Origin of the sequence: Azospirillum argentinense, assembly GCF_000632475.1 — a bacterium.
GTDB lineage: Bacteria > Pseudomonadota > Alphaproteobacteria > Azospirillales > Azospirillaceae > Azospirillum > Azospirillum baldaniorum.
Map to the genome: position 1 here is coordinate 1158109 of NZ_CP007793.1, position 26409 is coordinate 1184517.

Below are 26409 nucleotides of genomic sequence, written 5' to 3' on the forward strand. Positions count from 1 at the left end.
ATTGAAAGTGCATACTGTTTATGCATGCAAATGTCACGCCGGATCTGAAATGCCGCAGAACCAGATTTTCGACCTTCTCCTGCGCAACGCCCGCCTGAGGGGAGGGCAAACCCTGCAGGATATCGCGGTCAGGCAGGGACGGATCGCCGCCATCGGCCCGGCCTTGACGGATGCCGCCATCGTTGAGGCCGTTGTCAAGGAGGACGCCGGTGGGCGCTTGGTCTTGCCGGGGCTGGTCGATACGCACATCCATCTCGACAAATCCTGTCTGCTCTGCCGGTGCCGCGATGCCGGTGGTGGACTCAAGGGGGCAATCGCCGCGGTGTCCCGCCTGAAAAGAGATTTCACGATCGAGGATGTCTACGAACGCGGTGCACGCACCCTGGAGCGCGCGATCACGCAGGGCACCATGCACATGCGGACCCATGTGGAACTCGATCCACTGGTCGGCCTGCGCAGCTTCGAGGCCATGAAGCGGCTCAAGCGGGACTATGCCTTCGCCATCGACCTGTCGATCTGCGTCTTCCCGCAGGAGGGGATGACCCATGACCCGGCGGTCGAGCGGTTGTTGACCCAGGCCTTGGCGGAGGGGGCCGATCTCCTGGGCGGTTGTCCTTACACCGATGCCGATCCTTCCCTGCACATGGAGCGGATTTTCGCCCTGGCGGTGGCGCACGACGTCGATCTCGATTTCCATCTGGATTTCGATCTCGATCCCAGCTGGTCCCACTTGGAAGAGATTTGCCGGAGGACGAAGGCGGCGGGCTGGCAGGGGCGGGTCGCCGTCGGCCATGCCACCAAGCTCGCCGCCATCGATGATGCGGCGCTGGAGCGGATGATCGCGCTCCTGGCCGATGCCGGGGTGGGGGTGACGGCGTTGCCGGCAACGGATCTCTATCTCAACGGGCGTGACGCCAACCATCGCGCCCCGCGCGGGGTGGCGCCGGTTCACCGGCTGGCGGAAGGCGGCGTTGCCGTCTCGGTCGCGACCAACAACGTCCTGAACCCCTTCACGCCCTTTGGCGACGGCTCGCTGATGCGGATGGGCAATCTCTACGCGAACCTCATGCATCTGGGGCCTGAGAGCTTCGGCGATTGCCTTGATATGGTCTCCAACGGGGCCGCCCGGCTGATGCGGATCGCGGACTATGGCATCGCGGTTGGCGGACAGGCGGACTTGATCGTGCTCGACGCCGACGACGAGGCCGAGGCCTTCGGCGGAATAGCCGCACCTCTCATGGGGTTCAAGCGCGGCCGCAAAAGCTTTGTCCGACCGGCAGCAACGCTGCTGAGGTAGCGCGGGCGTCCCTGCTGCCCGCAGGCGGTAAAAAGCCCCCGTCGCTAGGACGGGGGCTTTTTGTTTGGTGAACCGCCTTACTCGACGGTGACCGACTTGGCGAGGTTGCGCGGCTGGTCGACGTCGGTGCCCTTCAGCACGGCGACGTGGTAGGCCAGCAGCTGGACCGGGATGGCGTAGAGCAGCGGGGCGACCAGCGGATCGCAGGCCGGCAGCTCCAGCGACCAGCGAACCTTGTCGGACAGCTTGTCGATGCCCTTCTTGTCGGCGATCAGCAGCACCTTGCCCGACCGCGCGCAGACCTCCTGGACGTTGGACACGGTCTTCTCGAACAGGTTGTCCGACGGCACCAGGACGATGACCGGCACGCTCTCGTCGATCAGCGCGATGGGGCCGTGCTTCAGTTCACCCGCCGCGTAACCTTCGGCGTGGATGTAGCTGATTTCCTTGAGCTTCAGCGCGCCTTCCAGAGCCAGCGGGTACATGGCGCCACGGCCCAGATAGAGCACGTCGCGGGCTTCCGCGACCTCCTGCGCCAGCTCGTGCAGGCGCTCGTCGTGGGCCAGCACGTCGGCGGCGCGGGCCGGCACCTCGCGCAGGGCCTGGGCGATCTGCTGCATCCGCTCCGCCGGGATGACGCCGCGGTCGTGACCGACCGTGACCGCCAGACAGGCCAGCGTGGTGAGCTGGGTCGTGAAGGCCTTGGTCGAGGCGACGCCGATCTCCGGGCCGGCCATGGTGTAGAGCACCGCGTCGGACTCGCGCGCGATGGTGCTTTCCGGCACGTTGACGATGGACAGGATCTTCTGACCCTGGCGCTTGCAGTAGCGCAGCGCCTCCAGCGTATCCAGCGTCTCGCCCGACTGGCTGATGAACAGGGCCACGCCACCCTCGGGCATCGGCGCCTCGCGGTAGCGGAACTCCGAGGCGATGTCGACCTCGACCGGCAGCCGGGCCAGCGTCTCGAACCAGTATTTCGCCACGACGCCGGCGTAATAGGCGGTGCCGCAGGCGACGATGGTCAGCTTCGTCGCCTTGGCGATGTCGAAGCTGGTCTCCGGCAGGGTGACGCGGCCGGTCTCCGGGTTGATGTAGGCGTTCAGCGTGTCGCCGATGACCTGCGGCTGCTCATAGATTTCCTTGAGCATGTAGTGCCGGTAGCCGTCCTTGCCGATCAGCGCGCCGGACAGGGCGGTGGTCTTCACCGGACGCTCCACCACCGCGTCGGTGGCGTCGTGGATCACGGCGGCGGCGCGGGTCAGCTCCACCCAGTCGCCGTCCTCCAGATAGCAGATGCGGTTGGTCAGCGGCGCCAGCGCGAAGGCGTCGGAGGCGAAATACATCTCCCCCTCGCCGTAGCCGACGGCCAGCGGCGTGCCGTGGCGGGCGCCGATCAGCATGTCCTCCTGGCCGGAGAACAGCAGCACCAGCGAGAAGGCGCCGGTGAAGCGCTTGAAGGAGGCGGCGGCGGCCTCGACCGGACCCAGCCCTTCCTTCTCCATGTAATAGGTGACGAGATGGGCGATCACCTCGGTGTCGGTGGCGCTCTCGAAGACGTAGCCGTGCTCGATCAGCTCGGTCTTCAGCTCCTGGTAATTCTCGATGATGCCGTTGTGCACCACGGCCACACGGTGGGTGGCGTGCGGGTGGGCGTTGTTCTCGGTCGGGCCGCCGTGGGTGGCCCAGCGGGTATGGCCGATGCCGATCACGCCCGGCAGCGGCGCCTCGCGCAGCTTGGCGTCGAGGTTGATCAGCTTGCCCTCGGCGCGGCGGCGCTCGATGCCGCCCTTGACCAGCGTGGCGACGCCGGCGCTGTCGTAACCACGGTATTCGAGGCGGCGGAGACCCTCGACGAGACGGGGGGCCGCGTCATGCGTGCCGATGATGCCGATGATGCCACACATGAACCTGCAACTCCTGAATGATGGCCGGGGCCGGGTGAACGGTCAACCGGGGCAATCTTACGCCTTTTTCGCTTTCTCGTTTTGCTTCCGTTCGCGGAAACGCTTGGCCCAGCCGGTGTAAGCCTGCTGGCGCCCGCGCGCAACGACCAGAGCGTCGCCCTCCACGTCGGTGGTGACCACGCTGCCCGCTCCGACGATCGCGCCGTCGCCCACCCTGACCGGAGCCACCAGCGCGGTGTTGGAGCCGATGAAGGCCTCGGCCCCGATGTCGGTGTGGCTCTTGGCGTAGCCGTCGTAATTGCAGGTGATGGTCCCGGCGCCGATGTTGGCCTTCGCCCCCACCCGCGCGTCGCCGATGTAGGTCAGGTGGTTGACCTTGGCCCCGGCCTCGATCTTCGCGTTCTTGATCTCGACGAAGTTGCCGATGTGGGCGTCCGGGCCGATCTCCGCCCCCGGGCGCAGGCGGGCGTAGGGGCCGACCTGGGCGCCGCTGTCCACCCGCACCTGCTCCAGATGGCTGAAGGCCTTGATCTCCACCCGGTCGGCGACGACCACGCCGGGACCGAACACCACGTGCGGGCCGACGATCACGTCGCGGCCGAGGCGGGTGTCCACGCAGAAGGTGACGCTGTCCGGGTCGGTCAGGGTGGCGCCGTTGTCCATGGCGGCCTTGCGCAGGCGGCGCTGGATCAGCTTCTCCACCTCCGACAGCTCGGCGCGGGAATTCACGCCAACGACCTCCGCCGGGGCGGCCTCGACCACCGCGCAGGCCATGCCGTTGCTGCGGGCGATCTGCACCACGTCGGTGAGGTAGTATTCGCTCTTGGCGTTGCTGTTGCCGATGCGGTTGATGAGGTCGAACATCCGTGCGCCGTCGAAGGCCATCAGCCCGGCGTTGCACAGGGTGACCTGGCGTTCCTCTTCCGAGGCGTCCAGATACTCGACGATCTTCTCCAGCCCGCCGCGGGCGTTCAGGATCAGGCGGCCATAGGCGCCGGGATCGTCGGGCCGCATGCCCAGGACGACGACCGCCGGGTCGTTCGGCTGGCGCCGAGCGGCGACCATGGCGCGCAGCGTGTCCGGCGTGACCAGCGGCGTGTCGCCATAGAGCACCACCACGTCCCCGTCGAAGCCCTCCAGCAGGCCGAAGGCGGCACGCACGGCGTCGGCGGTGCCGCGCTGCTCGTGCTGGACGGCGGTGGGGTAGGGGGCGACGGCGTCGGCCACATTGTCCATTCCGGGGCCGACCACCACGACCACATGGTCGGGGTCGAGCGCCCTCACCGCGGACAGGACATGGCCGACCATCGGCTGGCCGGCGACGCGGTGCAGGACCTTCGGCAGGTCCGACTTCATGCGGGTGCCTTTGCCGGCGGCGAGAATGACGCAGGCGAGCGGGCGGTGCTGAGTCATCGGATATCCCTGCAGTATTGGAAACGGGTTATGGCGGACGGGCGGAAAAGCATGCGCATCAAAATCCGGACAAAACGTCTGTCTTCAGCCATTCAGTGCCACATCCGGTGCCGGGACCCCAAGTCAACTTTTGTGTCAATCTGACATACACAAATTGCGGCCCGAGGGTGTACGCACCCCGCGCCGCCGACACCGAAGGGCCTATGCCGGCGGTGGATTGCGGGAACAGGGGCTCGCCGCCGGGGGAAGGCCGTGCTATCGAAAGAGGTATCCGCCTGTCTTCGAATTGCCATGGGACTTCTGCCGATGTCTGCCGCGCCCGCCGCCATTCCCTTCTCCGCGGTTGTCTTCGACCTGGACGGCACGCTGATCGACAGCGCGCGGGACATGACCCGCGTGCTCAACCGCACCTTGTCCCGCTTCGCGCGGCCGGCCATCAGCGAGGAGCAGGTGCGCGGTATGGTGGGTGACGGATCGGCCGCCCTCGTCCGGCAGGCCTTCGCGGCGACCGGCGACGCCCTAACCGAGGATGCTCTGAAGACGGCCCTGGCCGACTATCTCGACGCCTATTTCCAGGACGACGAGCCTCCTGTGCTCTATCCCGGCGTCCCGGAAACCCTGGGGGTGCTGGCGGACAGCGGCGTCAGGCTGGGGCTGTGCACCAACAAGCCGGAGCGGATCACCCGCAAGCTGCTGGACTCGCTGAGCCTGTCGCCGCTGTTCGGCGCTTTGGCCGGCGGCGACACGCTGCCGGTGAAGAAGCCGGACGGGCGCCATCTGTCCTGGGTGGTCGAGGCGCTGGGCGGCGGCAGCGCCGCGATGGTGGGGGACAACCGCAACGACGTTAAGGCCGCCCGTGCCGCCGGGGTGCCGGTGGTGGCGATGACCTACGGTTATCCCCGCATGCCGGTGCAGGAGCTGGGCGCCGACATCCTGCTCGACCGCATCGCCGATCTGCCGGACGCCCTGCGGCGGCTGGGCGCCTGAGTGCCGGCCGCGCGGCCGGGTCCAGCGAGGGCTTCGCCGTAGGTCTCCTTCTTGTCATGGTTAACGAGAGATTAACAGTGGCTAACGAAAGGTAAATGTAGTTGGATGGGTGCATCGAATGGTGGTGAGCGAAGGAGACACCCGATGGCCCAGATCCTTGCCTTCCCCGGTAAGACCCAGACCGGCAACACCCTCTCCGCCGACGTTCTGTCCATCGAAGGCCACACCGCCAATTTTACCCCGGCCAACAGCCAGATCGACTCGGCCACCGCCGACTTCGACCGGATGATGGCCTACCACAGCGACCTCCAGCGCAAGATGGCCGAGTTCAACCGCCTGTGCGAACAGGCGCTGGCCGAGCGGCCGATGGCCGAACTGCTCTATCATCCCACCGCCTGCAGCGGCAGCGTCGGGCGCGCCTGACCCGTCAACGAAGCGGTGACGGCGCCGGTTCGGCGGGACGCTCCGCCGTCTGATCGGTCTTGCGGGCGGCGATGAGGTGGACGACGACCCCGCCGAATCCGCTGTCGGTCTCCAGCCGGACGGGCAGGGGCGGGCCGGCCCCCTCCACCGGAGCGATCCACAGATCGACGGGCGGGCGCTCCTCCCGGCCTCCGCCACGCTGCCAGAAGGGTTGGCGCGGCGTGCGCTCGTAGCCGGCGATCGGCTTGTGGGACACCCGGCATTGCCGGGCTGCGCCCGAGAACACCGAATGGCGCGATGCCCCGACCGTGGTCATTCCCCGGTCCGTGAAGATCATGTCGTACCGGCGGCGCCCGTCATAAATCGGCACCGTGCGCTGGCATCCCTCGCCGTGAAGTCCGGCCAGCAGCAGTTCCACGACTCCGCTCAACGGATCGCGGGTCTGACGGGTGAGGTCCTCGGGGACGGGATCGCGGTCCTCCTCCTCCGGGGGCGGGGAGACCTGCGTGCGGACGCGGCCGCCCGGCCCATAGTCCAAGGTGACGGTCCGCGGGGAACCGCGCAGAACGCCGGACTGGGTGTGGCGGATCGGGGCGACGCCATCCGGCCCGACCGTGCCGACGCTCAAGGATTGCGTTTCCCAGGGAAACAGGCGCCCCAGAAAGCCGTCCGTCGCGGCGTTGACCTGGACGCTGTAGCGGCCCTCGGTCAGGATCAGTTCTGCCCGCGCGTCGAGCACGGCCACACCGCCGACATGGACGCGGTAGTCCAACTGCCAGCGCTGCGCCAGGGCGGGCAGGGGGAACAGCCCGGCGAACGCCGCGCACATTCCTGCGATGAGGGCGGCGACGAGGGCGGCCGGGGGGCGCTTGGCGGGAAACTGGGTGGGAAGCGCGGTCCGGTGCGTCATGTCCATTGGCTCATCGGGGGCTCCGGGCGGAAGGGCTTCTTTGATATTGGTGTGAAACAGGTGCTTGACAGGAGGGGGCGGGGCCTTTAGAAACCCGCCTCACCGCAGCGGCGGCAACGACGCGACAGCGAAACGAGCCTGATGCCGACGCGGTTTTACTGGGATGGGCGCATAGCTCAGCGGGAGAGCACACCCTTCACACGGGTGGGGTCGTAGGTTCAATCCCTACTGCGCCCACCATCCCAAAGTCCGGTGGTTCGAGGGCTTTGCGGATGGTACCATCCCTTCCACCATATGGGCCGATCAAGATCGGGGTCCGTCGGGCTCCGCGTTGTCGTCTCTGTGGTGCGTCAGCGGTTGTTTCTTTGGGATGGGCGCATAGCTCAGCGGGAGAGCACACCCTTCACACGGGTGGGGTCGTAGGTTCAATCCCTACTGCGCCCACCATCCCAAACACCGCCTCTTCTCCCAGACATCGTTGAAATTCGCCAGTAATGGGTCGTCGCGCCGGTTGCGTGGCCCTGTGCTTGGACGCAACACCACAAAATACCTTTGCCCAGTCGCGTGTGCCTTTTTGAGACGAACGCCACCGCAGTTGATTCAGATCAGCTACAGCCCGTGGGGTTTTCGTTTATCGCTTCCAGCATCCGATTTGCTCAATCATCTGGAAGCAGTGACATGGAAGATACGCGCGTGACCCTTCTCGCTCTCGGCCTGCTGGTCGTGGCGCTCGTCGTGATCCTCGGTTCGGTGGTCCTGTCTCCGGCCACCCTGGTCCTCCTGGCCACGCTCGGCGCCTGGGTGAACCTGACCTATCTGGTCGTCGTCACGCTGATGCGTTGACCCGCCCGCGGGCGGGGTGGGCTTCGCGGTCCGACCCGCCCGCAGGATGGAAAAATTTCAAATTTGGGCTCGCCCGGTTAATTCCATGACTGGACAGCGCCGATCCGGCGGTTTATCCCAGCGCCGTTTATGACGCCTGTGGAGCACCCGCCATGACCTCCCTCGCCGCCGCCCGCCTGCCGGAGTCGGAACAGCCCCTGCCGGTCGTCCGCAGCGTGGACGATCTCCGCGCCCAGGTCTCCGCCTGGCATCGCGACGGCAAAACGGTGGCCCTGGTGCCGACCATGGGGGCGCTGCACGACGGCCATCTCGCCCTGGTGCGCCGCGCGCGGGAACTGGCCGATCAAGTGGTCGCCAGCGTCTTCGTCAACCCGACCCAGTTCGCCCCGCACGAGGACTTCGACCGCTACCCGCGCGACGAGGCCGGGGATTCGCGCAAGCTCGCCTCGGCGGGCTGCCATCTGCTCTACGCCCCCACGGTGCGCGCGATGTATCCGGAGGGCTTCGCCACGGCCATCTCGGTCGGCGGCCCGGCGGAGGGGCTGTGCGGCACCTTCCGGCCCCAGATGTTCGGCGGCGTCGCCCTGGTCGTGACCAAGCTGTTCCTGCAGGCCCAGCCCGATGTGGCGGTGTTCGGCGAGAAGGACTACCAGCAGCTCATGGTCATCCGCCGCTTCGCCCGCGATCTCGACATCCCGGTGCGGGTGGAGGGGCTGCCGACGGTGCGCGAGGCCGACGGGCTCGCCATGTCCTCGCGCAACGCCTATCTGTCCGCCGACGAGCGCGCCCGCGCGCCGGAGCTGAACCGCGCGCTTCGCGACGCCGCCACGGCGCTGGCCGGCGGGGCGGAGGCCGCCACGGCCCTGGAGGCGGTGCGGACGCGCATCACCGCCGCCGGATTCGGCTCCATCGACTATGTCGAGTTGCGCGACGCCGACACGCTGGTGCCGGTGACCCGCGCGGAGCGTCCGGCTCGCCTGCTGGCCGCCGCCTGGATGGGCAAGGCCCGCCTGATCGACAACGTGCCGGTCCTTCCGGCGTAACCGCCGACCTCTCTTCCCCGGTCCGCGCGGCCTGCCCACACAACGGGAAGGATCGCAGAGCGGGCGAGGTGCCCTATACTCTCTGCCGAACGCGCGGCCGACCGCGAGGCCGCGCGCAAGAAACGAGGGAAGGAAGGCACCATGCCGTACGATTCCGTGGACACCGCCCGCCGTCTTGGGTTGAAGGACGCCGAGCTGCTGCGCTTCCAGTGCTTCGTCGATGGCCGGTGGATCGACGCCGACAGCGGCAAGACCGTGGAGGTGACCAATCCCGCCGACGGCAGCGTCCTGGGCAGCGTGCCGATGATGGGCGCGGACGAGACGCGCCGCGCCATCGACGCCGCCGAGCGCGCTTGGCCGGCCTGGCGCACCCTGACCGCGAAGGAGCGTGCGAAGACCCTGCGGACATGGTTCGACCTGATGATGGCGAACCAGGAGGATATCGCCCGCATCATGACGGCGGAGCAGGGCAAGCCGCTCGCCGAGGCGCGGGGCGAGGTGGCCTACGCCGCGTCCTTCATCGAATGGTTCGCCGAGGAGGGCAAGCGCGTTTACGGCGACACCATCCCGCAGCATTTGCCGGGCCGCCGCATCGTCGTGACGAAGGAGCCGATCGGCGTCACCGCCGCCATCACGCCGTGGAACTTCCCGGCGGCGATGATCACCCGCAAGGCTGGCCCGGCGCTGGCCGCCGGCTGTCCGATGGTCATCAAGCCGGCGACCGCGACCCCGCTGACCGCGCTCGCCATGGCGGTGCTGGCGGAGCGGGCGGGCATTCCGGCGGGCATCCTCAGCGTCGTCACCGGCTCTGCCCGCGCCATCGGCGGCGAGATGACCGGCAACCCGACGGTGCGCAAGCTGACCTTCACCGGCTCCACCGAGATCGGCAAGGAGCTGATGGCCCAATGCGCCGGCACGGTGAAGAAGATCTCGCTGGAGCTGGGCGGCAACGCGCCCTTCCTGGTCTTCAACGACGCCGACCTCGACGAGGCGGTGAAGGGCGCCATCGCGTCCAAGTACCGCAACACCGGCCAGACCTGCGTCTGCGCGAACCGGCTGCTGGTGCAGTCCGGAGTCTACGACGCCTTTGCGGCCAAGCTGGCCGAGGCGGTGAAGGCGCTGAAGGTCGGCCCCGGCCTGACCACGGAGGGGGCGCAGCAGGGGCCGCTGATCGACATGGCGGCGGTGGAGAAGGTCGAGGACCACATCCGCGACGCCACGGAGAAGGGCGCCCGCGTGGTGCTGGGCGGCAAGCGGCACGAGCTGGGCGGCAGCTTCTTCGAGCCGACCATCCTCGCCGACGTGACTCCGGCGATGAAAGTGGCCCGCGAGGAGACCTTCGGGCCGGTCGCCCCGCTGTTCCGCTTCGAGACGGAGGAGGAGGCCGTACGCATGGCCAACGCCACCGAGTTCGGTCTGGCCGCCTACTTCTACAGCCGCGACATCGGGCGCGTCTGGCGGGTGGCGGAGGCGCTGGAATACGGCATCGTCGGCATCAACGAGGGCATCATCTCCACCGAGGTCGCTCCCTTCGGCGGCATGAAGGAAAGCGGCATCGGCCGCGAGGGTTCCAAGTACGGCATCGAGGATTACTTGGAAATCAAGTATTTGTGCATGGGCGGCATCGGCGGCTGAAGGACGGGCGCTGATTTCAAGTAAAAAAGCGGGGCTGGTCGCGCGACGCGCTTTGACCGGCCCCGTTTTTTTATCTAGGATAAATCATCATTAAATATGCCCATGCCCCATCCAGGGGAATGATGGGGGAAAGGCGGCCCGTGCGGTTCCTGCTGCGGCGCTCCGATGGGGAATCGGTGTCGTTGATGCCCGTCCTCGTCGCGGTGTTTCTGGTGCTGCTCGCCGCGCTGGGCACCTGGACGGTGGTCTCCGGCACATCCGGCACGCGAAGCGCCGGTGGCGACCGCAAGGCGCAGAAGACCTACGCGTCCCTGCCGACGATGACCTTCACGCTGGGCGGCAGCGACGCGCGTCTGGTGGACATCCGCATTCTGCTGGAGATCGAGCCCACGGGGGACCCGAACCCGGCCACGCCCTTCGTCCCCCGCATCGCCGACCAGATGGCCGACCGTCTGCGCCAGATCGAGCCTGGCCAGTTGAACGGGGCCGAGGGCGCCAACCTGATCAAGAGCACCGTGGCGAGCGTGATGAAACGCGAAGCGCAGGCCATTCGCGTGCGCGAGGTGCTGCTGGAGCGGATGGTGGTGCGGTAGGAGAGGGCGCTGCCCCCACCCTCCCACGCTTGCGCGTGGGTCCCTCCCGTCCCTCGGGGAGGGGGAAAATCGCCCCCAGGGAAACGCCTTACTCCGCCGCGGCGCGGCGGTCGGCATCGCGCTTCAGGCGCGCGCGCTTCAGCTCCTCGGCCAGCAGGAAGGCCAACTCCAGCGCTTGGCTGGCGTTCAGGCGCGGGTCGCAGGCGGTGTGGTAGCGCAGCGCCAACTTGTGGTCGGTGATCGCCTGGGCGCCGCCCGTGCACTCCGTCACATCCTGACCGGTCAGCTCGAAATGGACGCCACCGGCGTGGGTGCCCTCGGCCTCGTGCACCGCGAAGAAATCGCGTGCCTCCGACAGCACCTTTTCCACCGGGCGGGTCTTGTAGCCGCTGGAGGACTTGACGGTGTTGCCGTGCATCGGGTCGCTGGACCAGACGACGACGCGGCCCTCGCGCTGCACCTTGCGCAGCAGGGGCGGGAACTTCTCCGCCACCTTGTCGGCGCCCATGCGGACGATCAGGGTCAGGCGGCCCGGCTCGTTGGTCGGGTTCAGCAGGTCGATCAGGCGGATCAGTTCGTCCGGATCGGTCGTCGGGCCGCACTTCAGGCCGATCGGGTTCTTCACGCCGCGCAGGAACTCCACATGCGCGCCGTCCAGCTGGCGGGTGCGGTCGCCGATCCACAGCATGTGGGCCGAGACGTCGTACCAGTCGCCGGTGGTGCTGTCGACGCGGGTCATCGCCTGCTCGAACGGCAGCAGGAGCGCCTCGTGGCTGGTGAAGAACTCGGTCTCGCGGATCTGCGGGGTGGTCTGGGCGGTGATGCCGCAGGCCGCCATGAAGCCCAGCGTCTCGTCCAGCCGGTTGGCGATCTCGCGGAACTGTTCACCGGCGGGGGAGCGCTCAACGAAGCCCAGCGTCCACTGATGGACCTTGTGCAGGTCGGCGTAGCCGCCCTGGGAGAAGGCGCGCAGCAGGTTCAGCGTGGCGGCGGCCTGGGTGTAGGCCTGCATCATGCGCTCCGGGTCGGGAACGCGGGCGTCCGGCGTGAAGTCGAAGCCGTTGATGATGTCGCCGCGGTAGGACGGAAGCTCGATCCCCTCCAGCACCTCGGTGTCGGCGGAGCGCGGCTTGGCGAACTGCCCGGCCATGCGGCCCACCTTGACCACCGGGATGGCGGCGCCGAAGGTCAGCACGACGGCCATCTGCAGCAGGACGCGGAAGGTGTCGCGGATGTTGTTCGGGTGGAACTCCGCGAAGCTCTCCGCGCAGTCGCCGCCCTGCAGCAGGAAGGCGTTGCCGGCGGCGGCGGCGGCAAGGCTGTCCTTCAGCCGGCGCGCCTCGCCCGCAAAGACCAACGGGGGATAGGAGGACAGGCGCTGCTCGACCGCTTCGACCTTGGACGGGTCCGGATAGGTCGGAAGCTGCTTCGCCGGCTTCGACCTCCAGCTGTCGGGGGACCAACGCTCAACCATGACGCCCGCTCTTTCCTTGTGCTAAGGGTTCCTCTCGATGGCCGGATGGCGGCCAGAGGGGTACTCTGTATAGCGGTCGCCGGGAAATTTTTCCATAGTTTCGACCGCAACTTCCGCAATGGATGATGCGGCGTCGCGCCCGAAAAAGCGCGCTGGCCGGGGCGTCCGGCTGGAGCTTATACAGACGGTTACGCAGGTGTGCGGAAGGGTTGAGCGGGTGAAACCATCCTCCTGGGGTCAGGCGGCCTCCGTCTATCTTGACCGGCGCGTTCTGGCCATTCTGTTCCTTGGGTTTTCCGAAGGGCTGCCGCTGGCGCTGACCGGGTCCACCCTGTCGATCTGGCTGCGCGAAGGCGGCATCAGCAAGACGGCCATTGGCCTGTTCGCGCTGGTCACCATGCCCTACGCCCTGAAGTTCGTCTGGGCGCCGCTGATCGACCGGCTGCGCCTGCCGGTGATGACCCGTCTGTTCGGACGGCGACGCGGCTGGGCGCTGGTGGCGCAGGCCGGGCTGATGGCGGCCCTGATCGGGCTGGGCAGCACCAACCCGGTCACCGACCTGTGGTGGACCGCCATGCTGGCGGTGGTGGTCGCCTTCTTCTCGGCCAGCCAGGACATTGTGGTCGACGCCTACCGCGTCGAGGTGCTGGAGGAGCACCAGCAGGCCGCCGGTGCGGCCATCCTCGTGCTCGGCTACCGCTTCGGCATGCTGGCGGCGGGGGCGGGGGCCTTGTACCTGGCGGAGTTCTTCGGCTGGCACGTCGCCTACTACGTCATGGCCGGGCTGGTCGCGGTCGGCATGGTGACGATCCTGCTGAACCGCGAGCCGAAGGTCGCGGACACCGCGGAGTCCAAGGCGCGGGAGCAGCATGTGGCCGACTGGCTGGCCGCCCGCCCGCACCTGACGGGCTGGAAGGCGGACCTGCTGGCCTGGATTTACGGCGCCGTCGTGGCGCCCTTTGTGGAGTTCATGACGCGCCCGGCCTGGGCGGCGGTCCTGCTGTTCATCGCCTGCTACAAGCTGGGGGACGTGCTGGCCGGGGTGATGTCGGCGCCCTTCTACGTCGATCTCGGCTTCGAGAAGACGGAGATCGCCAACGTCACCAAGCTGTTCGGCCTGTGGGCGACGATCATCGGAGGGCTGATCGGCGGCGTGCTGGTCGGGCGCATCGGCGTGCTGCGCGGGCTGCTGGTCGGCGGGCTGATGCAGATGCTGTCCAATCTCGGCTACGTCATGCTGGCGCAGGTCGGGCACGACGTGTCGGCGCTGGCGGTGACGGTGGCGCTGGAGAATGTCTGCGGCGGCATCGCGACGGCGGCCTTCGTCGCCTATCTGTCGAGCCTGTGCAACACCGCTTACACGGCCACGCAATACGCGCTGCTCAGCAGCTTCTACAAGCTGGGCGGGGACCTGTTCGGGGCGTCGTCCGGCTGGCTGGCGGAGCGGATGGACTGGAGCAGCTTCTTCCTGCTGTCCACCGGTGGGGCGGTGCCCGGGCTGCTGGTTTTGCTGTGGCTGATGACGCGGCCAAGGCGGGATGAGGCGGTTGTGAAGGTTTAGGTGGGGAAGTCGGCAATCCAACACTTGCCCCCACCCTGACCCTCCCCCGCTGGGCGGGGGAGGGGAATTGGGACGGTAGGGGTTACTTCACCGGGGTCATCTTGCCGGAGCCGGGGCCGGCGCCGAGGTCGGCACCCGTCACCGGGTTCACGTCGGTGCGCGACATGGTGCGCTTGGCGGCCTCGTTGACGGCCTTCATCTCTTCGGCCGCCAGCCGGACCGAGGGGTTGCCGTCACCGCCGCTGACCGGGCCCTGGTCGGGGGTGACGTTCACGAACTCCCACTGCTCGCCCTGGTTCCACGGGCCGCGCATGTCGCCGTCGCCCTGGCTCATGTTGTAGTACTTGTCGGTGTATTCCGGGTTGCCCGGCAGCTTGCCCGGCGGGAAGTTGTTCTCGATGGAATAGAGCGCCTTCTCGAACATCTTCTGGTGCGCCACCTCGCGGGTCATCAGGAAGGTCAGCGCGTCCTTGACGCCCGGGTCCGGGGTGATGTTGATGAGGCGCTCGTAAATGATCTTGGCCCGCGATTCCGCGGCGATGTTGGAGCGCAGGTCGGCGGTCGGCTCGCCGATGCTGTCGATGTAGCCGGCGTTCCAGAGCTGGCCCGCGGAGTTGGTCAACGCCGGGCCGCCGCCGTAGAGCAGGGCCAGCGTGTGGCTGCCGTTGCCCTTGGCGATGTCGGCGTAGAGGTCGGTGACCTCCTCGGCGCCCTCGGCCAGCTTACCCTTCACGCCCTTGGTCAGCATGGCGACGATGCTGCCGATGATCTCCAGATGGCTCAGTTCCTCGGTCGCGATGTCGATCAGCATGTCCTTGCGGCCCGGGTCCTCGTCGGAAAGGCCCTGCGTGAAGTAGCGCAAGGCCGCCGCCAACTCGCCCTGGGGTCCGCCGAACTGTTCCAGCATCAGGCTGGCCAGCTTCGGGTCCGGTTCGGCGACGCGGACGGTGTACATCAGGTTCTTGTTGTGCATGAACATGCGTAGGAGCCCTCCGGGAGCCTTGATGAAGGATGGAAGGCGGTGGCTTCCGCGGGGGTGCTTGACCGCCGCCGTGAGTGCCGCCGCCATCGTCGTGTGCCCTCAACACAGGCTTCTTAGAAGCGTTCCAGGAAATCGGGCTCCTGACCTTTGGTTTTATGTCCGATCGTCAGGACACCTTCTCGCGCATCAGGACGAACTCTTCCGCGGTAGAGGGATGGAGGGCGATGGTCCGGTCGAAATCTCTCTTCGTGGCGCCGCAGTTCAGGGCGATGCCCAGCCCCTGGACGATCTCCGGCGCGTCCATGCCCATCATGTGGCAACCGAGCACGCGCTGGCTCTCGCCGTCCACGACCAGCTTCATCAGGACGCGCTCGTCGCGGCCCGACATGGTGTGCTTCATCGGGCGGAAGCCGGCCTTGTAGATGTCCACGGTGGCGTACTTCGCCCGCGCCTCCGCCTCGGTCAGGCCGACGGTGCCGAGCGGCGGGATGGAGAAGACGGCGGTCGGGATGTTGGCGTAGCTGATGCTGGTCGGGTTGTCGTTGAACAGCGTCTCCACGAAGGCGCGCCCCTCGGCGATGGCGACGGGGGTCAGGGCCATGCGGTCGGTCACGTCGCCGACGGCGAAGATGTTGTCCACGCTGGTGCGCGAATACTCGTCCACCCGGATCGCCCCGGCGTCGTCCAGCGCCACGCCGGCGGCCTCCAGCCCAAGGTCGCGCGTGTTCGGCCGGCGCCCGGTCGCCGCCATGACGAGGCCGGCGGAATGCTCCCGCCCGAGCTGGTCGGTGACGGTGAAGCCGCCGGGGCCTTCCTCGACCTTCACCGGCTGGGTGCGGGTGAGGATGGTGATGCCGCGCTTGCGCATCTCCTGTGCCAGCGCGACGCGGATGTCGTCGTCGAAGCCGTTCAGCAGCTCCTCGCCGCGGATCATGATCGTGACCTCGGCGCCCAGGCCGCGGAAGATCCCGGCGAACTCCACGGCGATGTAGCCGCCGCCGAGAATGATGACGGAGTGGGGCAGGGTGCCGAGCTGCAACGCCTCGTTGGAGGTGACGGCGTGCTCGATGCCCGGAATCTTGGGCAGCGCCGGCCAGCCGCCGGTGGCGACCAGGATGTTCTTCGCGGTGTAGCGCTGGTTCGCCACCTCCACTGCGTGGCGGTCGATCAGCCGCCCGAAGCCGGTGTGCAGGGTGACCCCGGAGTTCTCCAGCATCTTGATGTAGATGCCGTTCAGCCGGTCGATCTCGGCGTCCTTGCGCCCGATCAGCGTCGCCCAGTCGAAGGCCGGCATGGTGGTGGACCAGCCATAGGCGCTGGAGTCCTCGAAGGCGTCGCGGAACTGGGCGGCATAGACCAGCAGCTTCTTCGGCACGCAGCCGCGAATGACGCAGGTGCCGCCGACCCGGCTGCCTTCGCAGATGGCGACCTTGGCCCCCATGGCCGCGGCCCGCCGGCTGGCCGCGACGCCGCCGGAGCCGGCACCGATGGTGAACAGGTCGAAATCGAACTCGGCCACGGCCGTCTCCTTGCAATCCCAAGATCCGAACGGGAGGGGAGTGTTCCCCATTCCGGCTCCCCTGTCGAGCGTTGGAGGGCCGGCATCGGCATGGGCGGAGCGGGCCTTCCGTCAGCGCATGACGAGTTCCTGGACCAGCACCTGCCGGATCTTCATCGCGCCGAGTTCCTTCGCGGCGGTGCGCATCACCGCGTCCTTGATGTAGAAGGCGCCGTTGCGGCCGCGCAGCTCGCCGGGGTCGGTTTCCAGCATCACGTTGGTCATGGCGCTGGCGATGCGCGGTCCATAGCTCTCCACCGTCTTGGCGGGGGCCGTCGGCTCCATGTCGAGCACCACGCGGACCCGCAGCTCGCGCAGCCGGTCGCCGTCGCTCAGCGTGAAGATCATCGCCGGCAGCCGTGCGTAGTTGGCGGCGGTGCGCAGCGTGTCCCCTACCACGCGCCCGGCCTGCGCCGTGCCGGGCTTCAGCAGGAAGGCCCCGCCGGTGCCCGCGGCGGCCAGACCGGCCATGGTGCAGAGAAGCCCGACCACCACCCGCCGGCTCAGGCGATCCAGCGTCGAGGGGGCTGCCGTCGAAGGACCCATCGTCGAGGAGCCTGCCGCAATGTTCGGCGCGTTCTGGCGGATTGTCCGGCTCATGCCGACCTCGTCGCTTTTCCCGGCACCGGAAGGGGGTGGTGCCTGTTCTTGGGTGTATGGTGGATGGGTAAAAGAAAGCCGTCAAATACAGGTATTTTATACTTTTTGGTGACAGCGCATTACAGTCAGGAATTGCGCATCTCTTCTCAGCTTCTTTGTGTTTGAAATGCGCCGGATTTCGTAGTGTATTTTCGGTAAATCACCATTGCTTGCGGCGGTTGGCCGAAGCGGATGAAGCCTCTTCCACCGGAGGGCCGGGGCGTATAATGCTGGTTTCTCAGTCGGATTGCCGTTCTCCCGCCGCGGGGGCGGCCTCCGGACGGGGCCATCGTGAAGGGCAAGAGCGGGAAGACAAGGACATCGCCATGGACGAGACCAGGAACCAGCCGCCGGCCAGTCACACGCCCGCCAGCCATCCGCCCGCGTCGGCCATCACCGAATGGACCGACACCTATTTCAAGCGGACCAAGGAGGCGGTCGGGAAATTCGGTGACAAGAAGGTCACCTACGCCATCTTCATGCGCCGCCCGGTGGTCTGCGCGCCGCGACTCGCCATCGAATGGCTGGAGGCGGTGGCGCGGGAGCGCGGCTTCGACCTCGACATCGTCCTGAACTATCCGGAAGGAAAGTGGGTCGGTGCGGGCGAGCCGATCCTCTACATCACCGGCTCCTTCTACCATCTGGTCGACACCGAGACGATCATCCTGCAGAAGCTCGGCCCCGCCTGCGTCGGCGCCTACAATGCCTTCACCATGTGCGCCGACCTGCCGAAGACCGCCTTCCTCGCCATGGAGGCGCGCCACTGCGCCGGCACGGAGATGGAGGAGATGATGGCCTACGCCGCCTCGGTCGGGTCGGACCGGGCGAAGCGCAAGGTCGGCGCCAAGGGCTTCATCGGCAACGCCACCGACGCCACCGCCCATTTCTTCGGCCAGAAGAAGGGCATGGGCACGATGCCGCACGCGCTGATCGGCTATGCCGGATCGACCGTGCGGGCGGCGGAGATGTTCCACGAGACCTTCCCCGAGCTGCCGCTGACCGTCCTGGTCGATTACTTCGGGCGCGAGGTGACCGACGCGCTGGAGGTCTGCCGCCGCTTCCCCGGTCTCGCCGCGCAGGGCAAGCTGGCGGTGCGGCTCGACACGCCGGGCGGGCGCTTCCTGGAAGGGCTGGACCCGCCGGGTTCCTACGCGGTGCTGGAGCGGCACGCGCCCCATTCCATCCGCGGCTACCGCGACGAGACGCAGCTTCGCTACCTGATCGGCACCGGCGTGTCGGCCGCGGCGATCCATTTCATGCGCGAGAAGCTGGACGAGGCCGGATTCCCGGCGGTGAAGATCGTCGCCAGTTCCGGCTTCGGCCCGGCGAAATGCCGCCTGATGGCGGAGGCCAACGCCCCCGTCGACATCATCGGCACCGGCAGCTATCTGCCCGAGCGCTGGACCGAGACCTACGCCACCGCCGACATCATCGAGTACGACGGCGAGAAGCGCGTGAAGGTCGGCCGCGAGTTCCTGTTCCGCAAGTAGCATCGTCGTTTCGCACACTGTCGTTCCGCAAGGAGAACGCCCCTCCGCCGGCTATGCCGCGGAGGGGCTTTTGCGTTCAGCCTTTGCGTTCAGCGGGTCAGCACCATCACCAGCCGTTCGACCGGCGTGTTGTTGACGAGGTGCGAGTCGACGATCTCGTCGATGTCGGCGGGCGTTTCCGGGCGGTACCACAGCCCCTCCGGATAGACCACCATCAGCGGCCCGGCGGAGCAGAAGCCGAGACAACCGGTCCAAGCCATGCCGACGTCCAGCAGCCCCTTGGCCTGGATGCGCTGGCCGAGCTGCTCCCACAGCGGGTGGGCGTTCTTCGCCGCACAGCTCCCGCGCGGGTGGCCGGGCGGGCGCTGCTGGGCGCAACAAAAGACGTGGTGGCGGAACACCTGAGGCAGGTCGAGAGACATCGAAGGCTCCATAGGCCATAATTTAATTATGGTTATAGAGCTTGCTGCGGTGCAGCGCTACCGTTTAAAACGATTCCAATGTCTCGGCTGTCCTATTCATCAGGCATCCTCTGCCAGCCGCAGGCCGGTGAAGGACAAACGGGATTCCGGCCGCAGGTAATGCCGGGTCGTCGGGTTGGCGTGGTCGAAGGGGGTGACGCAGCTGCCGCCCCGCAACACCATGCGGTTGATCATGAAGCGGCCATGGACGGCCTCGTCCACCCCGTCCGGCAGGCGGTAGCCGGGGTAGGGTGTGAAGGGGCTGCGCGTCCATTCCCACACGTCGCCGAACAATTGCCAGGGGCCGTCGCCGTGGCAGGTGCTGGGGCGCGGATGGCGGTGGCCGGTGCCCAGCAGGTTGCCCATGCTGTCGCAGCGCGACGCCACGGCCTCCCATTCGGCCTCCTCGGGCAGGCGCTTGCCGGCCCAGCGGGCGAAGGCGTCGGCCTCGAACCAGCTGACATGGCAGACCGGCTCGGCGGGATCGAGCGCGCGCATGCCGTAGAGGGTGAAGATCTGCCACGCGCCGTCGCGCCATTCCCAATAGAGCGGGGCCTGCCAACCCTCGGTCTGCACCGCCTCCCAGCCGTCGGCGAGCCAGAGCGAGCGTTTCGCGTAGCCGCCGTCCTCGATGAAGTCGCGGAAGGCGCCGCAGGACACCGGCAGGGCGGCGAGGCGGAAGGGCTCCAGATGGACGCGGTGGCGCGGCCCCTCATGGTCGAATCCGGCCCAGTCCTCCGTCCGCCCGATCTCGACGAGGCCGCCCTCATGCTCAATCCAGCGTTCCGGCTGCGGCGGGGCCGGCACGGCCTGCGGCGGCTGGTCGTAGGCGGGGCGCAGCGGGTTGCTCCAGAAGGCGTGCTTGATGTGGGTCAGCAGCCGTTCCTGGTGGCGCCGCTCGTGGGTGATGCCGACGATCACACGGTCGGCGATCTCCGGCAACTCTGTCTCGTCGGCTTGGTTCAGCAGGTGCAGCACCGCGGCGTTCACATGGTCGCGGTAGCGCATCACCTCCGCTGCGTTGGGCCGGGAAAGCAGGCGCAGGGTGGGAGAGGGAAGCTGGTGGCTGCCGAACCGGTCGTCGCGCGCGGCGAACAGCGTCAGGAAGGCCGGGTCGAAGGGGCGGTAACCGGGGTTGCAGGGCACCAGGACGGTGGTTTCGAACAGCCACGTCGTGTGGGCGAGGTGCCATTTGGCCGGCGCGCCATCGGCCACCGACTGGACCATCAGATCCTCCGGCGACAAGGGGGCCGCGAGTTCGGCGGTGCGGGCGCGGATCTTCTGGAAACGGGTGGAAAGGGCTTGGCGAAGGGCGTCGCCGGACGGCTGGGCGTGCGTGGCGAGATGGGTGTCGGGCACGGGGGAACCTCCCTGCGGGAGCGGGTTTTCCGCGGCGGGAACGGCGCGGGAACGCGCCCGGACTCCGCCGGAGAAACAACAGGTCCATTGTGCCGCATGGTCCAACCATCCTGGGTGGCGCATCGGAGGGGGGCTTTCTCCGAATTCGCGCATCGCACCCGCGGTGGGCTTGGGGTCAGGCGTCCACCACCAGATGCGGACGGAAGGCGCCTTCGAGCGTCAGGAGCAGGCGCAGATACACGGCGACGCGCCGCGATGTCGTCGTCCGCTGTTCCAGGCAATCGCGGAGCTGGTTGGCGAGCGCCACATTCTCCGCCGTCTGTCCGGGCGGAAGCGCCGGATGAGTCGGCGCCGCCATGTCGACGATGTGGTCGTGATCGACCGAGTGGGCCGCGACGGCCTTTTCGAGGAGTTCCGCCGCGATGCGTTCGATGTCCTCGTCCGCCGGCGGCGGCTGGGCAAGGTTGGGGGCGAGGTGCGGCGGCGGACGGCGGTTGGCGAGCTGCGCGCGTAGATTCTGCTTGATGCGCGCCCGCTGCCCGGCGTTCAGCGTGTCCAGCTCATCGATCTCGTCGAACAGCAGGTCGTAGAGGCGCCGCCGCTTGTGGTTGGCCTCGTCCTGGTCGCGGCGCTCCTGCTGCTCGCGTTCCTGCTGTTGCAGGTCCTGCCGATTCTGTCGCCGTTTCCTGCGGTCGGTCGCGCTGCCGGTGCGCTCCACCACGCCAGCCGAGCGGACCAGGGGTTCCGGGCGTCCGATCGATCCGTCGGTCATGGCGACCTCCACGACAAGTGGCTGGGACTGTTCAGTGTACCAACTGTCGTGATTCTGTCAAGGTGACGCTTTGGCCTGCGGCGGAGGCCCGGTTTCAGATGAGCGTTGCTCACCCGAACACGCGGCGTACTCGTTTGTCAGGAGCGTGGCTCGGGCTCGACAGTGGGGCATCCCAAACGCAGGACAAAAGGAACGCGCCATGTCCCTGACGACCAAACACGCTGACCCCGCCAACCCCGTGCTGTGCGTCACCGCCGGGGGAATCGCCACCCTCACCCTGAACCGCCCAGCCAAGCTGAACGCCATCAGCACGGCGCTGGCCGCCGCCATGCTCGACACGCTGGACGCGCTGGAGGCCGACGCGGCGGTGCGGGCGATCATCGTCACCGGCGCCGGGGAGCGGGCCTTCTCCGCCGGGGCGGACATCGCGGAGTTCACCCCGGCCGTCCGACGGGGACCGGAGGCGGCGGTGCGCGCCTTCCGGCCCGGCCAGACCCTGTGCGCGCGGATCGAGGCCTTCCCCAAGCCCATCATCGCCGCGGTCAACGGCATCTGCTACGGCGGCGGTTGCGAGATCCTGGAGGCGGCACACCTCGCCGTGGCCAGCGAGCGGGCGACCTTCTCCAAGGCGGAGATCAAGCTCGGCATGATGCCGACCTTCGGCGGAACGCAGCGGCTTCCCCGCAACGCCGGGCGGAAGCGGGCGTTGGAATGGCTGCTGACCGGCGACGCCTTCCCGCCGGCGACGGCGCTGGCGGTGGGGCTGGTCAATCAGGTGGTGGCCCATGACGCGCTGCTGCCCGCGGCGTTCGAACTGGCCGGGCGGATCGTCCGACACTCCCCGGCGGCGGTGTCCGGCATCCTGGGGGCGGTGACCCGTGGGCTGAACATGACCATCGGCGAAGGGCTGGCGGTGGAGACGGAACGCTTCGCCCGGCTGGCGCCGGGGGCAGACCTGCGCGACGGGCTGGAGGCGTGGCTGGCGCGCTGAATCAAGCTCCTTCCGGGGGATCGTCCGGCGTTTCGGTTTGCGCGCGGGCGCGCCGGTGTGCAGGATGCGGGGGTGGATGTGGACCGCTCCGCCCCCTATCTTCCGGGGCCGGGGCTTTTTGGCGTGGATGGCATGAGCGACGAGAACACCCTGTCCGAGAGCGGCGAGTCCCTGGAAAACCGGCGCAAGCGGCTGCGCTTCCGGTCGTGGCACCGCGGCATGCGCGAGATGGACCTGCTGATCGGCAGCTTCGCCGACGCTCACGTCCCGGACTTCGACCACGCGCAGCTCGACCGTTACGAGGCGCTGCTCGAACTCAGCGACCCCGACCTCTACAACTGGTACGCCGGGCGCGAGCCGCTGCCCGCCGAGCATGACACCGACGTCATGCAGCTGTTGACCAAGTTCCGCTACACGCCCCGTCAGGGGTCCTGAGGCCCGATCCTTGCCCAGCTTCGAACAGTTGCAGCCGGGACGCTCCGGCCGCCTTCTGGTCGGCGGCGCCCCCGCCGGTCATGACGCCCGCGTCCTCGCCGACCTCGCCAAGCGGGCGGGGAGCGCCGGACTCCTCCACGTCGCGCTCGACGACACCCGCGCCGCCCAGCTGGCGGAGGCGCTGGCCTTCTTCGCGCCGTCGCTGGAGGTGCAGGTCTTCCCGGCCTGGGACTGCCTGCCCTACGACCGGGTGTCGCCCAACGGCGGCATCGTGGCGAAGCGCATCGACACGCTGACCCGCCTTATGGCGCGCAAGGCGGACGCGCCGCCGCTGGTCGTGCTGACCACCGTCAACGCCATGGTGCAGAAGGTGCCGCCCCGCGCCGCCTTCCGCGACGCGGTGTTCTCGGCACGCTTGCGCGACCGAATCGACCTGGAGAAGCTGCAGCGCTATCTGGCCGGCAACGGCTACACCCGCGCCCAGACGGTGCGCGAGCCGGGCGAGTTCGCCGTGCGCGGCGGCATCGTCGACCTGTTTCCGCCGGGCACCGACGAGCCGCTGCGCCTCGACCTGTTCGGCGACGAGCTGGAGGCCGTGCGCAGCTTCGACCCGATGTCGCAGCGCACCACGGACAAGCGCGACGGCGTCGACCTGAAGCCGATGTCGGAGGTCTTCCTCGACGAGGCCGGCATCGCCCGCTTCCGCTCCGGCTACCGGGAGTTGTTCGGCGCCGTCACTGACGACGACCCGCTTTACGAGGCGATCAGCGCCGGGCGCAAGTACGGCGGCATGGAGCATTGGCTGCCGCTGTTCCACGAGACGATGGAATCGCTGCTGGCCTACATGCCCAAGGCCATCCTGTCGCTGGACCATCAGGCGACGGAGGCGCGCGATTCGCGCATCGCGCAGGTGGTGGACTTCCACGCCTCCCGCGAGAGCATGATCGTCATCGAGAAGCGGACGGGCTCGCCGGTCTACAAGCCGGTGCCGGTCGGCATGATGTTCCTCGACGCCCAGGCCTGGGACGACCTGTTCGCCGCCCACGCCGTGGCGCAGCTCCAGCCCTTCGGCACGCCGCCGGGCATCAAGGGAACGCTGGACGCCGGCGGGCGCCGCGGCCACGACTTCGCCGAGGAGCGGGCTCGCCCCGACGTCAACGTCTTCGAGGCGGTGAAGGACCACATCCGGGCGCTGCGGGCCGACGGGCGGCGCGTGCTGGTGGCCGGCTATTCCGCGGGCTCCCGCGACCGTCTGATGACGGTGCTGGGCGACCACGGCATTCCGGGGCTGGAGCCGGCGGAGAGCGTCGAGGACGTCCGCCGCTTCGACCGCCACATCATCGGCATGATCGTGCTGGGGATGGAGCACGGCTTCACCTCCGCCGACATGGCCGTCATCACCGAGCAGGACATCCTCGGCGACCGCCTCGTCCGCCCGGCGGCGAAGAAGAAGCGCAAGGCCGCCAACTTCATCGCCGAATACACGGCGCTGGCCTCCGGCGACCTCGTGGTGCACATGGACCACGGCATCGGGCGCTACGACGGGCTGGAGACGCTTGAGGTGTCCGGGGCGCCGCACGACTGCCTGAGGCTGATCTACGAGGGCGGCGACAAGCTCTACGTCCCCGTCGAGAACATCGAGGTGCTGACCCGCTACGGGTCGGAGGACGCGCATGCGCAGCTCGACAAGCTGGGCGGGGCCGGCTGGCAGGGCCGCAAGGCCCGCGTCAAGAAGCGCCTGAAGGACATGGCCGAGGCGCTGCTGAAGATCGCCGCCGAGCGCATGCTGAAGAAGGCCGATCCGGTCTACACGCCGGAAGGCGTCTATCAGGAATTCGCCGCCCGCTTCCCCTATCCGGAGACCGACGACCAGCTGAAGGCCATCGAGGAGGTCTTCACCGATCTCGGCTCGGGCCGTCCGATGGACCGGCTGGTCTGCGGCGACGTCGGCTTCGGCAAGACGGAGGTGGCGCTGCGCGCCGCCTTCCTCGTCGCCATGAGCGGCCAGCAGGTCGCCGTGGTGGTGCCGACCACGCTGCTGGCGCGGCAGCACTTCAAGACCTTCACGACGCGCTTCGCCGGGCTGCCGCTGCGCGTCGTGCAACTGTCGCGCATGGTGACGCCCAAGGAGCAGACCAAGGTCAAGCAGGAGCTGACGGAGGGCACCGCCGACATCGTCATCGGCACCCACGCGCTGCTTGGCAAGGGCGTGCAGTTCAAGCAGCTCGGCATGGTCATCGTCGACGAGGAGCAGCATTTCGGCGTGAAGCAGAAGGAGCGGCTGAAGGAGCTGCGCGCCGACGTGCACGTCCTGACGCTGACCGCCACGCCGATCCCGCGCACGCTCCAGATGGCGCTGAGCGGCGTGCGCGAGCTGTCGCTGATCGCCACCCCGCCGGTGGACCGTTTGGCGGTGCGCACCTTCGTGCTGCCCTACGACCCGGTGGTGGTGCGCGAGGCCATCCTGCGCGAGCATTACCGGGGCGGCCAGACCTTCTACGTCTGCCCCCGCGTGGAGGACCTGCCCAAGGTCGCCGAGCGGGTGCGCGAGCTGGTGCCTGAGGTGAAGATCGTCACCGCCCACGGCCAGATGCCGGCCAGCGAGCTGGAAGAGGTGATGACCGCCTTCGACGAGGGCAAGTTCGAGGTGCTGCTCGCCACCAACATCATCGAGAGCGGCATCGACATCCCCAACGCCAACACGCTGATCGTGCACCGGGCGGACATGTTCGGCCTAGCCCAGCTCTACCAGATTCGCGGGCGCGTCGGCCGGTCGAAGGTGCGCGGCTACGCTTACCTCACCTACGCGCCGAACAAGCCGCTGCCCGGCACGGCGCAGCAGCGGCTGCACGTCATCGAGACGCTGGACAGCCTGGGCGCCGGCTTCCAGCTGGCCAGCCACGACATGGACATCCGCGGCGCCGGCAACCTGCTGGGCGAGGAGCAGTCGGGCCACGTCAAGGAGGTCGGCGTCGAGCTGTACCAGCACATGCTGGAAGAGGCCGTCGCCAACGCCCGCGCCAACATGGACGGGCAGGTGCCGAGCGGCGCGGAGGACCAGCCCTGGACCCCGCAGATCAACCTGGGCACCCCAGTGCTGATCCCGGAGGAGTATGTCCCCGACCTGACGGTGCGCCTGTCGCTCTACCGCCGCATCGCCGATCTGGTGGACCGGGCGGAGATCGACGGTTTCGCGGCGGAGCTGATCGACCGCTTTGGCAAGCTGCCGGGCGAGGTGGAGAACCTGCTGGACGTCGTCACCATCAAGCAGCTCTGCCGTCAGGCGGGGGTGGAACGGGTGGACGCCGGGCCGAAGGGCGCCGTTCTGACCTTCCGCAACAACAGCTACGCCGAGCCGGCCAAGCTGCTGACCTACATCAGCCAGCAGATGAGCCTGATGAAGCTGCGGCCCGACCACAAGCTGGTCTACACCCGCGAATGGGCCGATGAGGCCCAGCGGGTGCGCGGCGTCAACCGGCTGATGAGCGATCTCGCCCAGATGGCCGGCGGCGGCGCCGTGCCAAAGGGCGAGGCGCCTCCGCCACCGCCGCCTCCACCGCCGCCGCGTCCCAGCGCGCTGAAGGCCGGGTCGAAGTTCGGGCGGAACATTCCCTCGCGTCCCTTCGGGCGGCGCTGAGG

22 protein-coding genes and 2 tRNA genes are annotated in these 26409 nt (G+C 68.1%); 14 read left to right on the forward strand and 10 right to left on the reverse strand.

What is annotated here, in order from left to right; genetic code table 11:
* Positions 1-49: 49 nt before the first annotated feature.
* Positions 50-1297 (forward strand): amidohydrolase family protein, encoded by a 1248-nt coding sequence (locus ABAZ39_RS05440; RefSeq protein ID WP_038527535.1) that lies wholly within the window; start codon positions 50-52, stop codon positions 1295-1297.
* Positions 1298-1374: 77 nt separating this feature from the next.
* Here the strand turns inward: ABAZ39_RS05440 and glmS are convergent, their stop codons facing one another.
* Both glmS and glmU read right to left on the reverse strand, forming a co-directional pair.
* Positions 1375-3201, reverse strand: coding sequence for a glutamine--fructose-6-phosphate transaminase (isomerizing) (gene glmS / locus ABAZ39_RS05445; protein WP_038527538.1), 1827 nt, complete (start codon positions 3199-3201; stop codon positions 1375-1377).
* Between the two features lie 57 nt (positions 3202-3258).
* Entirely contained in the window at positions 3259-4614 is a 1356-nt protein-coding gene (gene glmU, locus ABAZ39_RS05450) for a bifunctional UDP-N-acetylglucosamine diphosphorylase/glucosamine-1-phosphate N-acetyltransferase GlmU (RefSeq protein WP_038527540.1), read from the reverse strand.
* Between the two features lie 306 nt (positions 4615-4920).
* On the opposite strand from glmU, the gene ABAZ39_RS05455 reads away from it, so the two are divergent.
* Complete coding sequence (locus ABAZ39_RS05455; RefSeq protein ID WP_038530783.1) at positions 4921-5601, forward strand: HAD-IA family hydrolase; 681 nt, start codon at positions 4921-4923, stop codon at positions 5599-5601.
* Between the two features lie 144 nt (positions 5602-5745).
* Positions 5746-6024 carry a hypothetical protein gene (locus tag ABAZ39_RS05460; protein WP_038527542.1) on the forward strand — a complete coding sequence of 93 codons (279 nt, stop codon included), beginning with the start codon at positions 5746-5748 and terminating at the stop codon, positions 6022-6024.
* Positions 6025-6028: 4 nt separating this feature from the next.
* Here ABAZ39_RS05460 and ABAZ39_RS05465 read toward each other — a convergent pair whose 3' ends face one another.
* Complete coding sequence (locus ABAZ39_RS05465; protein WP_160174801.1) at positions 6029-6934, reverse strand: DUF3108 domain-containing protein; 906 nt, start codon at positions 6932-6934, stop codon at positions 6029-6031.
* 165 nt (positions 6935-7099) lie between these two features.
* Here ABAZ39_RS05465 and ABAZ39_RS05470 point away from each other — a divergent pair.
* From ABAZ39_RS05470 to ABAZ39_RS05495, 6 genes are all read left to right on the forward strand, one after another.
* Positions 7100-7174, forward strand: a tRNA-Val gene (locus ABAZ39_RS05470).
* 132 nt (positions 7175-7306) lie between these two features.
* Positions 7307-7381, forward strand: a tRNA-Val gene (locus ABAZ39_RS05475).
* Positions 7382-7612: 231 nt separating this feature from the next.
* Positions 7613-7777, forward strand: coding sequence for a hypothetical protein (locus ABAZ39_RS05480; RefSeq protein ID WP_014240656.1), 165 nt, complete (start codon positions 7613-7615; stop codon positions 7775-7777).
* 152 nt (positions 7778-7929) lie between these two features.
* Positions 7930-8820: a pantoate--beta-alanine ligase gene (gene panC / locus ABAZ39_RS05485; protein ID WP_051657820.1), complete on the forward strand. Its 891-nt coding sequence runs from the start codon at positions 7930-7932 to the stop codon at positions 8818-8820.
* Between the two features lie 141 nt (positions 8821-8961).
* Positions 8962-10455 (forward strand): NADP-dependent succinate-semialdehyde dehydrogenase, encoded by a 1494-nt coding sequence (gabD, locus tag ABAZ39_RS05490; RefSeq protein ID WP_038527545.1) that lies wholly within the window; start codon positions 8962-8964, stop codon positions 10453-10455.
* 140 nt (positions 10456-10595) lie between these two features.
* Positions 10596-11048, forward strand: a complete 453-nt coding sequence (locus ABAZ39_RS05495) for a flagellar basal body-associated FliL family protein (RefSeq protein ID WP_038527547.1) — start codon at positions 10596-10598, stop codon at positions 11046-11048.
* A gap of 88 nt (positions 11049-11136) precedes the next feature.
* On the opposite strand, the gene ABAZ39_RS05500 is transcribed toward ABAZ39_RS05495, so the two are convergent.
* On the reverse strand, positions 11137-12522 hold the full coding sequence (locus ABAZ39_RS05500; protein ID WP_014240660.1) for a class II 3-deoxy-7-phosphoheptulonate synthase: 1386 nt from the start codon (positions 12520-12522) through the stop codon (positions 11137-11139).
* A gap of 217 nt (positions 12523-12739) precedes the next feature.
* Between ABAZ39_RS05500 and ABAZ39_RS05505 the strand changes: the two genes are divergently transcribed.
* Positions 12740-14083 (forward strand): AmpG family muropeptide MFS transporter, encoded by a 1344-nt coding sequence (locus ABAZ39_RS05505; RefSeq protein ID WP_038527549.1) that lies wholly within the window; start codon positions 12740-12742, stop codon positions 14081-14083.
* A gap of 82 nt (positions 14084-14165) precedes the next feature.
* On the opposite strand, the gene ABAZ39_RS05510 is transcribed toward ABAZ39_RS05505, so the two are convergent.
* The 3 genes from ABAZ39_RS05510 to ABAZ39_RS05520 form a co-directional block, all read right to left on the reverse strand.
* The gene (locus tag ABAZ39_RS05510) at positions 14166-15062 is read right to left on the reverse strand and encodes a manganese catalase family protein (protein WP_038527551.1); all 897 of its coding nucleotides are present in this window, start codon (positions 15060-15062) and stop codon (positions 14166-14168) included.
* 169 nt (positions 15063-15231) lie between these two features.
* Positions 15232-16584 carry a glutathione-disulfide reductase gene (gor, locus tag ABAZ39_RS05515; protein ID WP_038527553.1) on the reverse strand — a complete coding sequence of 451 codons (1353 nt, stop codon included), beginning with the start codon at positions 16582-16584 and terminating at the stop codon, positions 15232-15234.
* 111 nt (positions 16585-16695) lie between these two features.
* Positions 16696-17223 carry a flagellar basal body-associated FliL family protein gene (locus ABAZ39_RS05520; protein ID WP_081862892.1) on the reverse strand — a complete coding sequence of 176 codons (528 nt, stop codon included), beginning with the start codon at positions 17221-17223 and terminating at the stop codon, positions 16696-16698.
* A gap of 365 nt (positions 17224-17588) precedes the next feature.
* On the opposite strand from ABAZ39_RS05520, the gene ABAZ39_RS05525 reads away from it, so the two are divergent.
* Positions 17589-18752 (forward strand): nicotinate phosphoribosyltransferase, encoded by a 1164-nt coding sequence (locus ABAZ39_RS05525; RefSeq protein WP_014240665.1) that lies wholly within the window; start codon positions 17589-17591, stop codon positions 18750-18752.
* Positions 18753-18841: 89 nt separating this feature from the next.
* Here ABAZ39_RS05525 and ABAZ39_RS05530 read toward each other — a convergent pair whose 3' ends face one another.
* The 3 genes from ABAZ39_RS05530 to ABAZ39_RS05540 form a co-directional block, all read right to left on the reverse strand.
* Entirely contained in the window at positions 18842-19174 is a 333-nt protein-coding gene (locus ABAZ39_RS05530) for a (2Fe-2S) ferredoxin domain-containing protein (RefSeq protein WP_038527555.1), read from the reverse strand.
* Between the two features lie 99 nt (positions 19175-19273).
* Positions 19274-20572 (reverse strand): ergothioneine biosynthesis protein EgtB, encoded by a 1299-nt coding sequence (gene egtB / locus ABAZ39_RS05535; protein ID WP_038527557.1) that lies wholly within the window; start codon positions 20570-20572, stop codon positions 19274-19276.
* Between the two features lie 175 nt (positions 20573-20747).
* Entirely contained in the window at positions 20748-21344 is a 597-nt protein-coding gene (locus tag ABAZ39_RS05540) for a hypothetical protein (protein ID WP_038530793.1), read from the reverse strand.
* 199 nt (positions 21345-21543) lie between these two features.
* On the opposite strand from ABAZ39_RS05540, the gene ABAZ39_RS05545 reads away from it, so the two are divergent.
* From ABAZ39_RS05545 to mfd, 3 genes are all read left to right on the forward strand, one after another.
* Entirely contained in the window at positions 21544-22335 is a 792-nt protein-coding gene (locus ABAZ39_RS05545) for a crotonase/enoyl-CoA hydratase family protein (RefSeq protein WP_038527559.1), read from the forward strand.
* Positions 22336-22467: 132 nt separating this feature from the next.
* The gene (locus ABAZ39_RS05550) at positions 22468-22770 is read left to right on the forward strand and encodes an FAD assembly factor SdhE (protein WP_038530795.1); all 303 of its coding nucleotides are present in this window, start codon (positions 22468-22470) and stop codon (positions 22768-22770) included.
* Between the two features lie 10 nt (positions 22771-22780).
* On the forward strand, positions 22781-26407 hold the full coding sequence (mfd, locus tag ABAZ39_RS05555; RefSeq protein WP_038527561.1) for a transcription-repair coupling factor: 3627 nt from the start codon (positions 22781-22783) through the stop codon (positions 26405-26407).
* Positions 26408-26409: the final 2 nt, after the last annotated feature.

What these genes read in the sequence shown, in the direction of transcription:
- ABAZ39_RS05500 (WP_014240660.1), bottom strand. Translation starts at nt 12,522, where the DNA reads ATGGTTGAGCGTTGGTCCCCCGACAGCTGGAGGTCGAAGCCGGCGAAG.
- ABAZ39_RS05530 (WP_038527555.1), bottom strand. Translation starts at nt 19,174, where the DNA reads ATGTCTCTCGACCTGCCTCAGGTGTTCCGCCACCACGTCTTTTGTTGC.
- ABAZ39_RS05520 (WP_081862892.1), bottom strand. Translation starts at nt 17,223, where the DNA reads ATGAGCCGGACAATCCGCCAGAACGCGCCGAACATTGCGGCAGGCTCC.
- gabD (WP_038527545.1), top strand. Translation starts at nt 8,962, where the DNA reads ATGCCGTACGATTCCGTGGACACCGCCCGCCGTCTTGGGTTGAAGGAC.
- ABAZ39_RS05540 (WP_038530793.1), bottom strand. Translation starts at nt 21,344, where the DNA reads ATGACCGACGGATCGATCGGACGCCCGGAACCCCTGGTCCGCTCGGCT.
- ABAZ39_RS05510 (WP_038527551.1), bottom strand. Translation starts at nt 15,062, where the DNA reads ATGTTCATGCACAACAAGAACCTGATGTACACCGTCCGCGTCGCCGAA.
- ABAZ39_RS05545 (WP_038527559.1), top strand. Translation starts at nt 21,544, where the DNA reads ATGTCCCTGACGACCAAACACGCTGACCCCGCCAACCCCGTGCTGTGC.
- glmS (WP_038527538.1), bottom strand. Translation starts at nt 3,201, where the DNA reads ATGTGTGGCATCATCGGCATCATCGGCACGCATGACGCGGCCCCCCGT.
- ABAZ39_RS05440 (WP_038527535.1), top strand. Translation starts at nt 50, where the DNA reads ATGCCGCAGAACCAGATTTTCGACCTTCTCCTGCGCAACGCCCGCCTG.
- ABAZ39_RS05460 (WP_038527542.1), top strand. Translation starts at nt 5,746, where the DNA reads ATGGCCCAGATCCTTGCCTTCCCCGGTAAGACCCAGACCGGCAACACC.
- panC (WP_051657820.1), top strand. Translation starts at nt 7,930, where the DNA reads ATGACCTCCCTCGCCGCCGCCCGCCTGCCGGAGTCGGAACAGCCCCTG.
- ABAZ39_RS05480 (WP_014240656.1), top strand. Translation starts at nt 7,613, where the DNA reads ATGGAAGATACGCGCGTGACCCTTCTCGCTCTCGGCCTGCTGGTCGTG.
- ABAZ39_RS05465 (WP_160174801.1), bottom strand. Translation starts at nt 6,934, where the DNA reads ATGACGCACCGGACCGCGCTTCCCACCCAGTTTCCCGCCAAGCGCCCC.
- ABAZ39_RS05455 (WP_038530783.1), top strand. Translation starts at nt 4,921, where the DNA reads ATGTCTGCCGCGCCCGCCGCCATTCCCTTCTCCGCGGTTGTCTTCGAC.
- ABAZ39_RS05525 (WP_014240665.1), top strand. Translation starts at nt 17,589, where the DNA reads ATGGACGAGACCAGGAACCAGCCGCCGGCCAGTCACACGCCCGCCAGC.
- ABAZ39_RS05550 (WP_038530795.1), top strand. Translation starts at nt 22,468, where the DNA reads ATGAGCGACGAGAACACCCTGTCCGAGAGCGGCGAGTCCCTGGAAAAC.
- glmU (WP_038527540.1), bottom strand. Translation starts at nt 4,614, where the DNA reads ATGACTCAGCACCGCCCGCTCGCCTGCGTCATTCTCGCCGCCGGCAAA.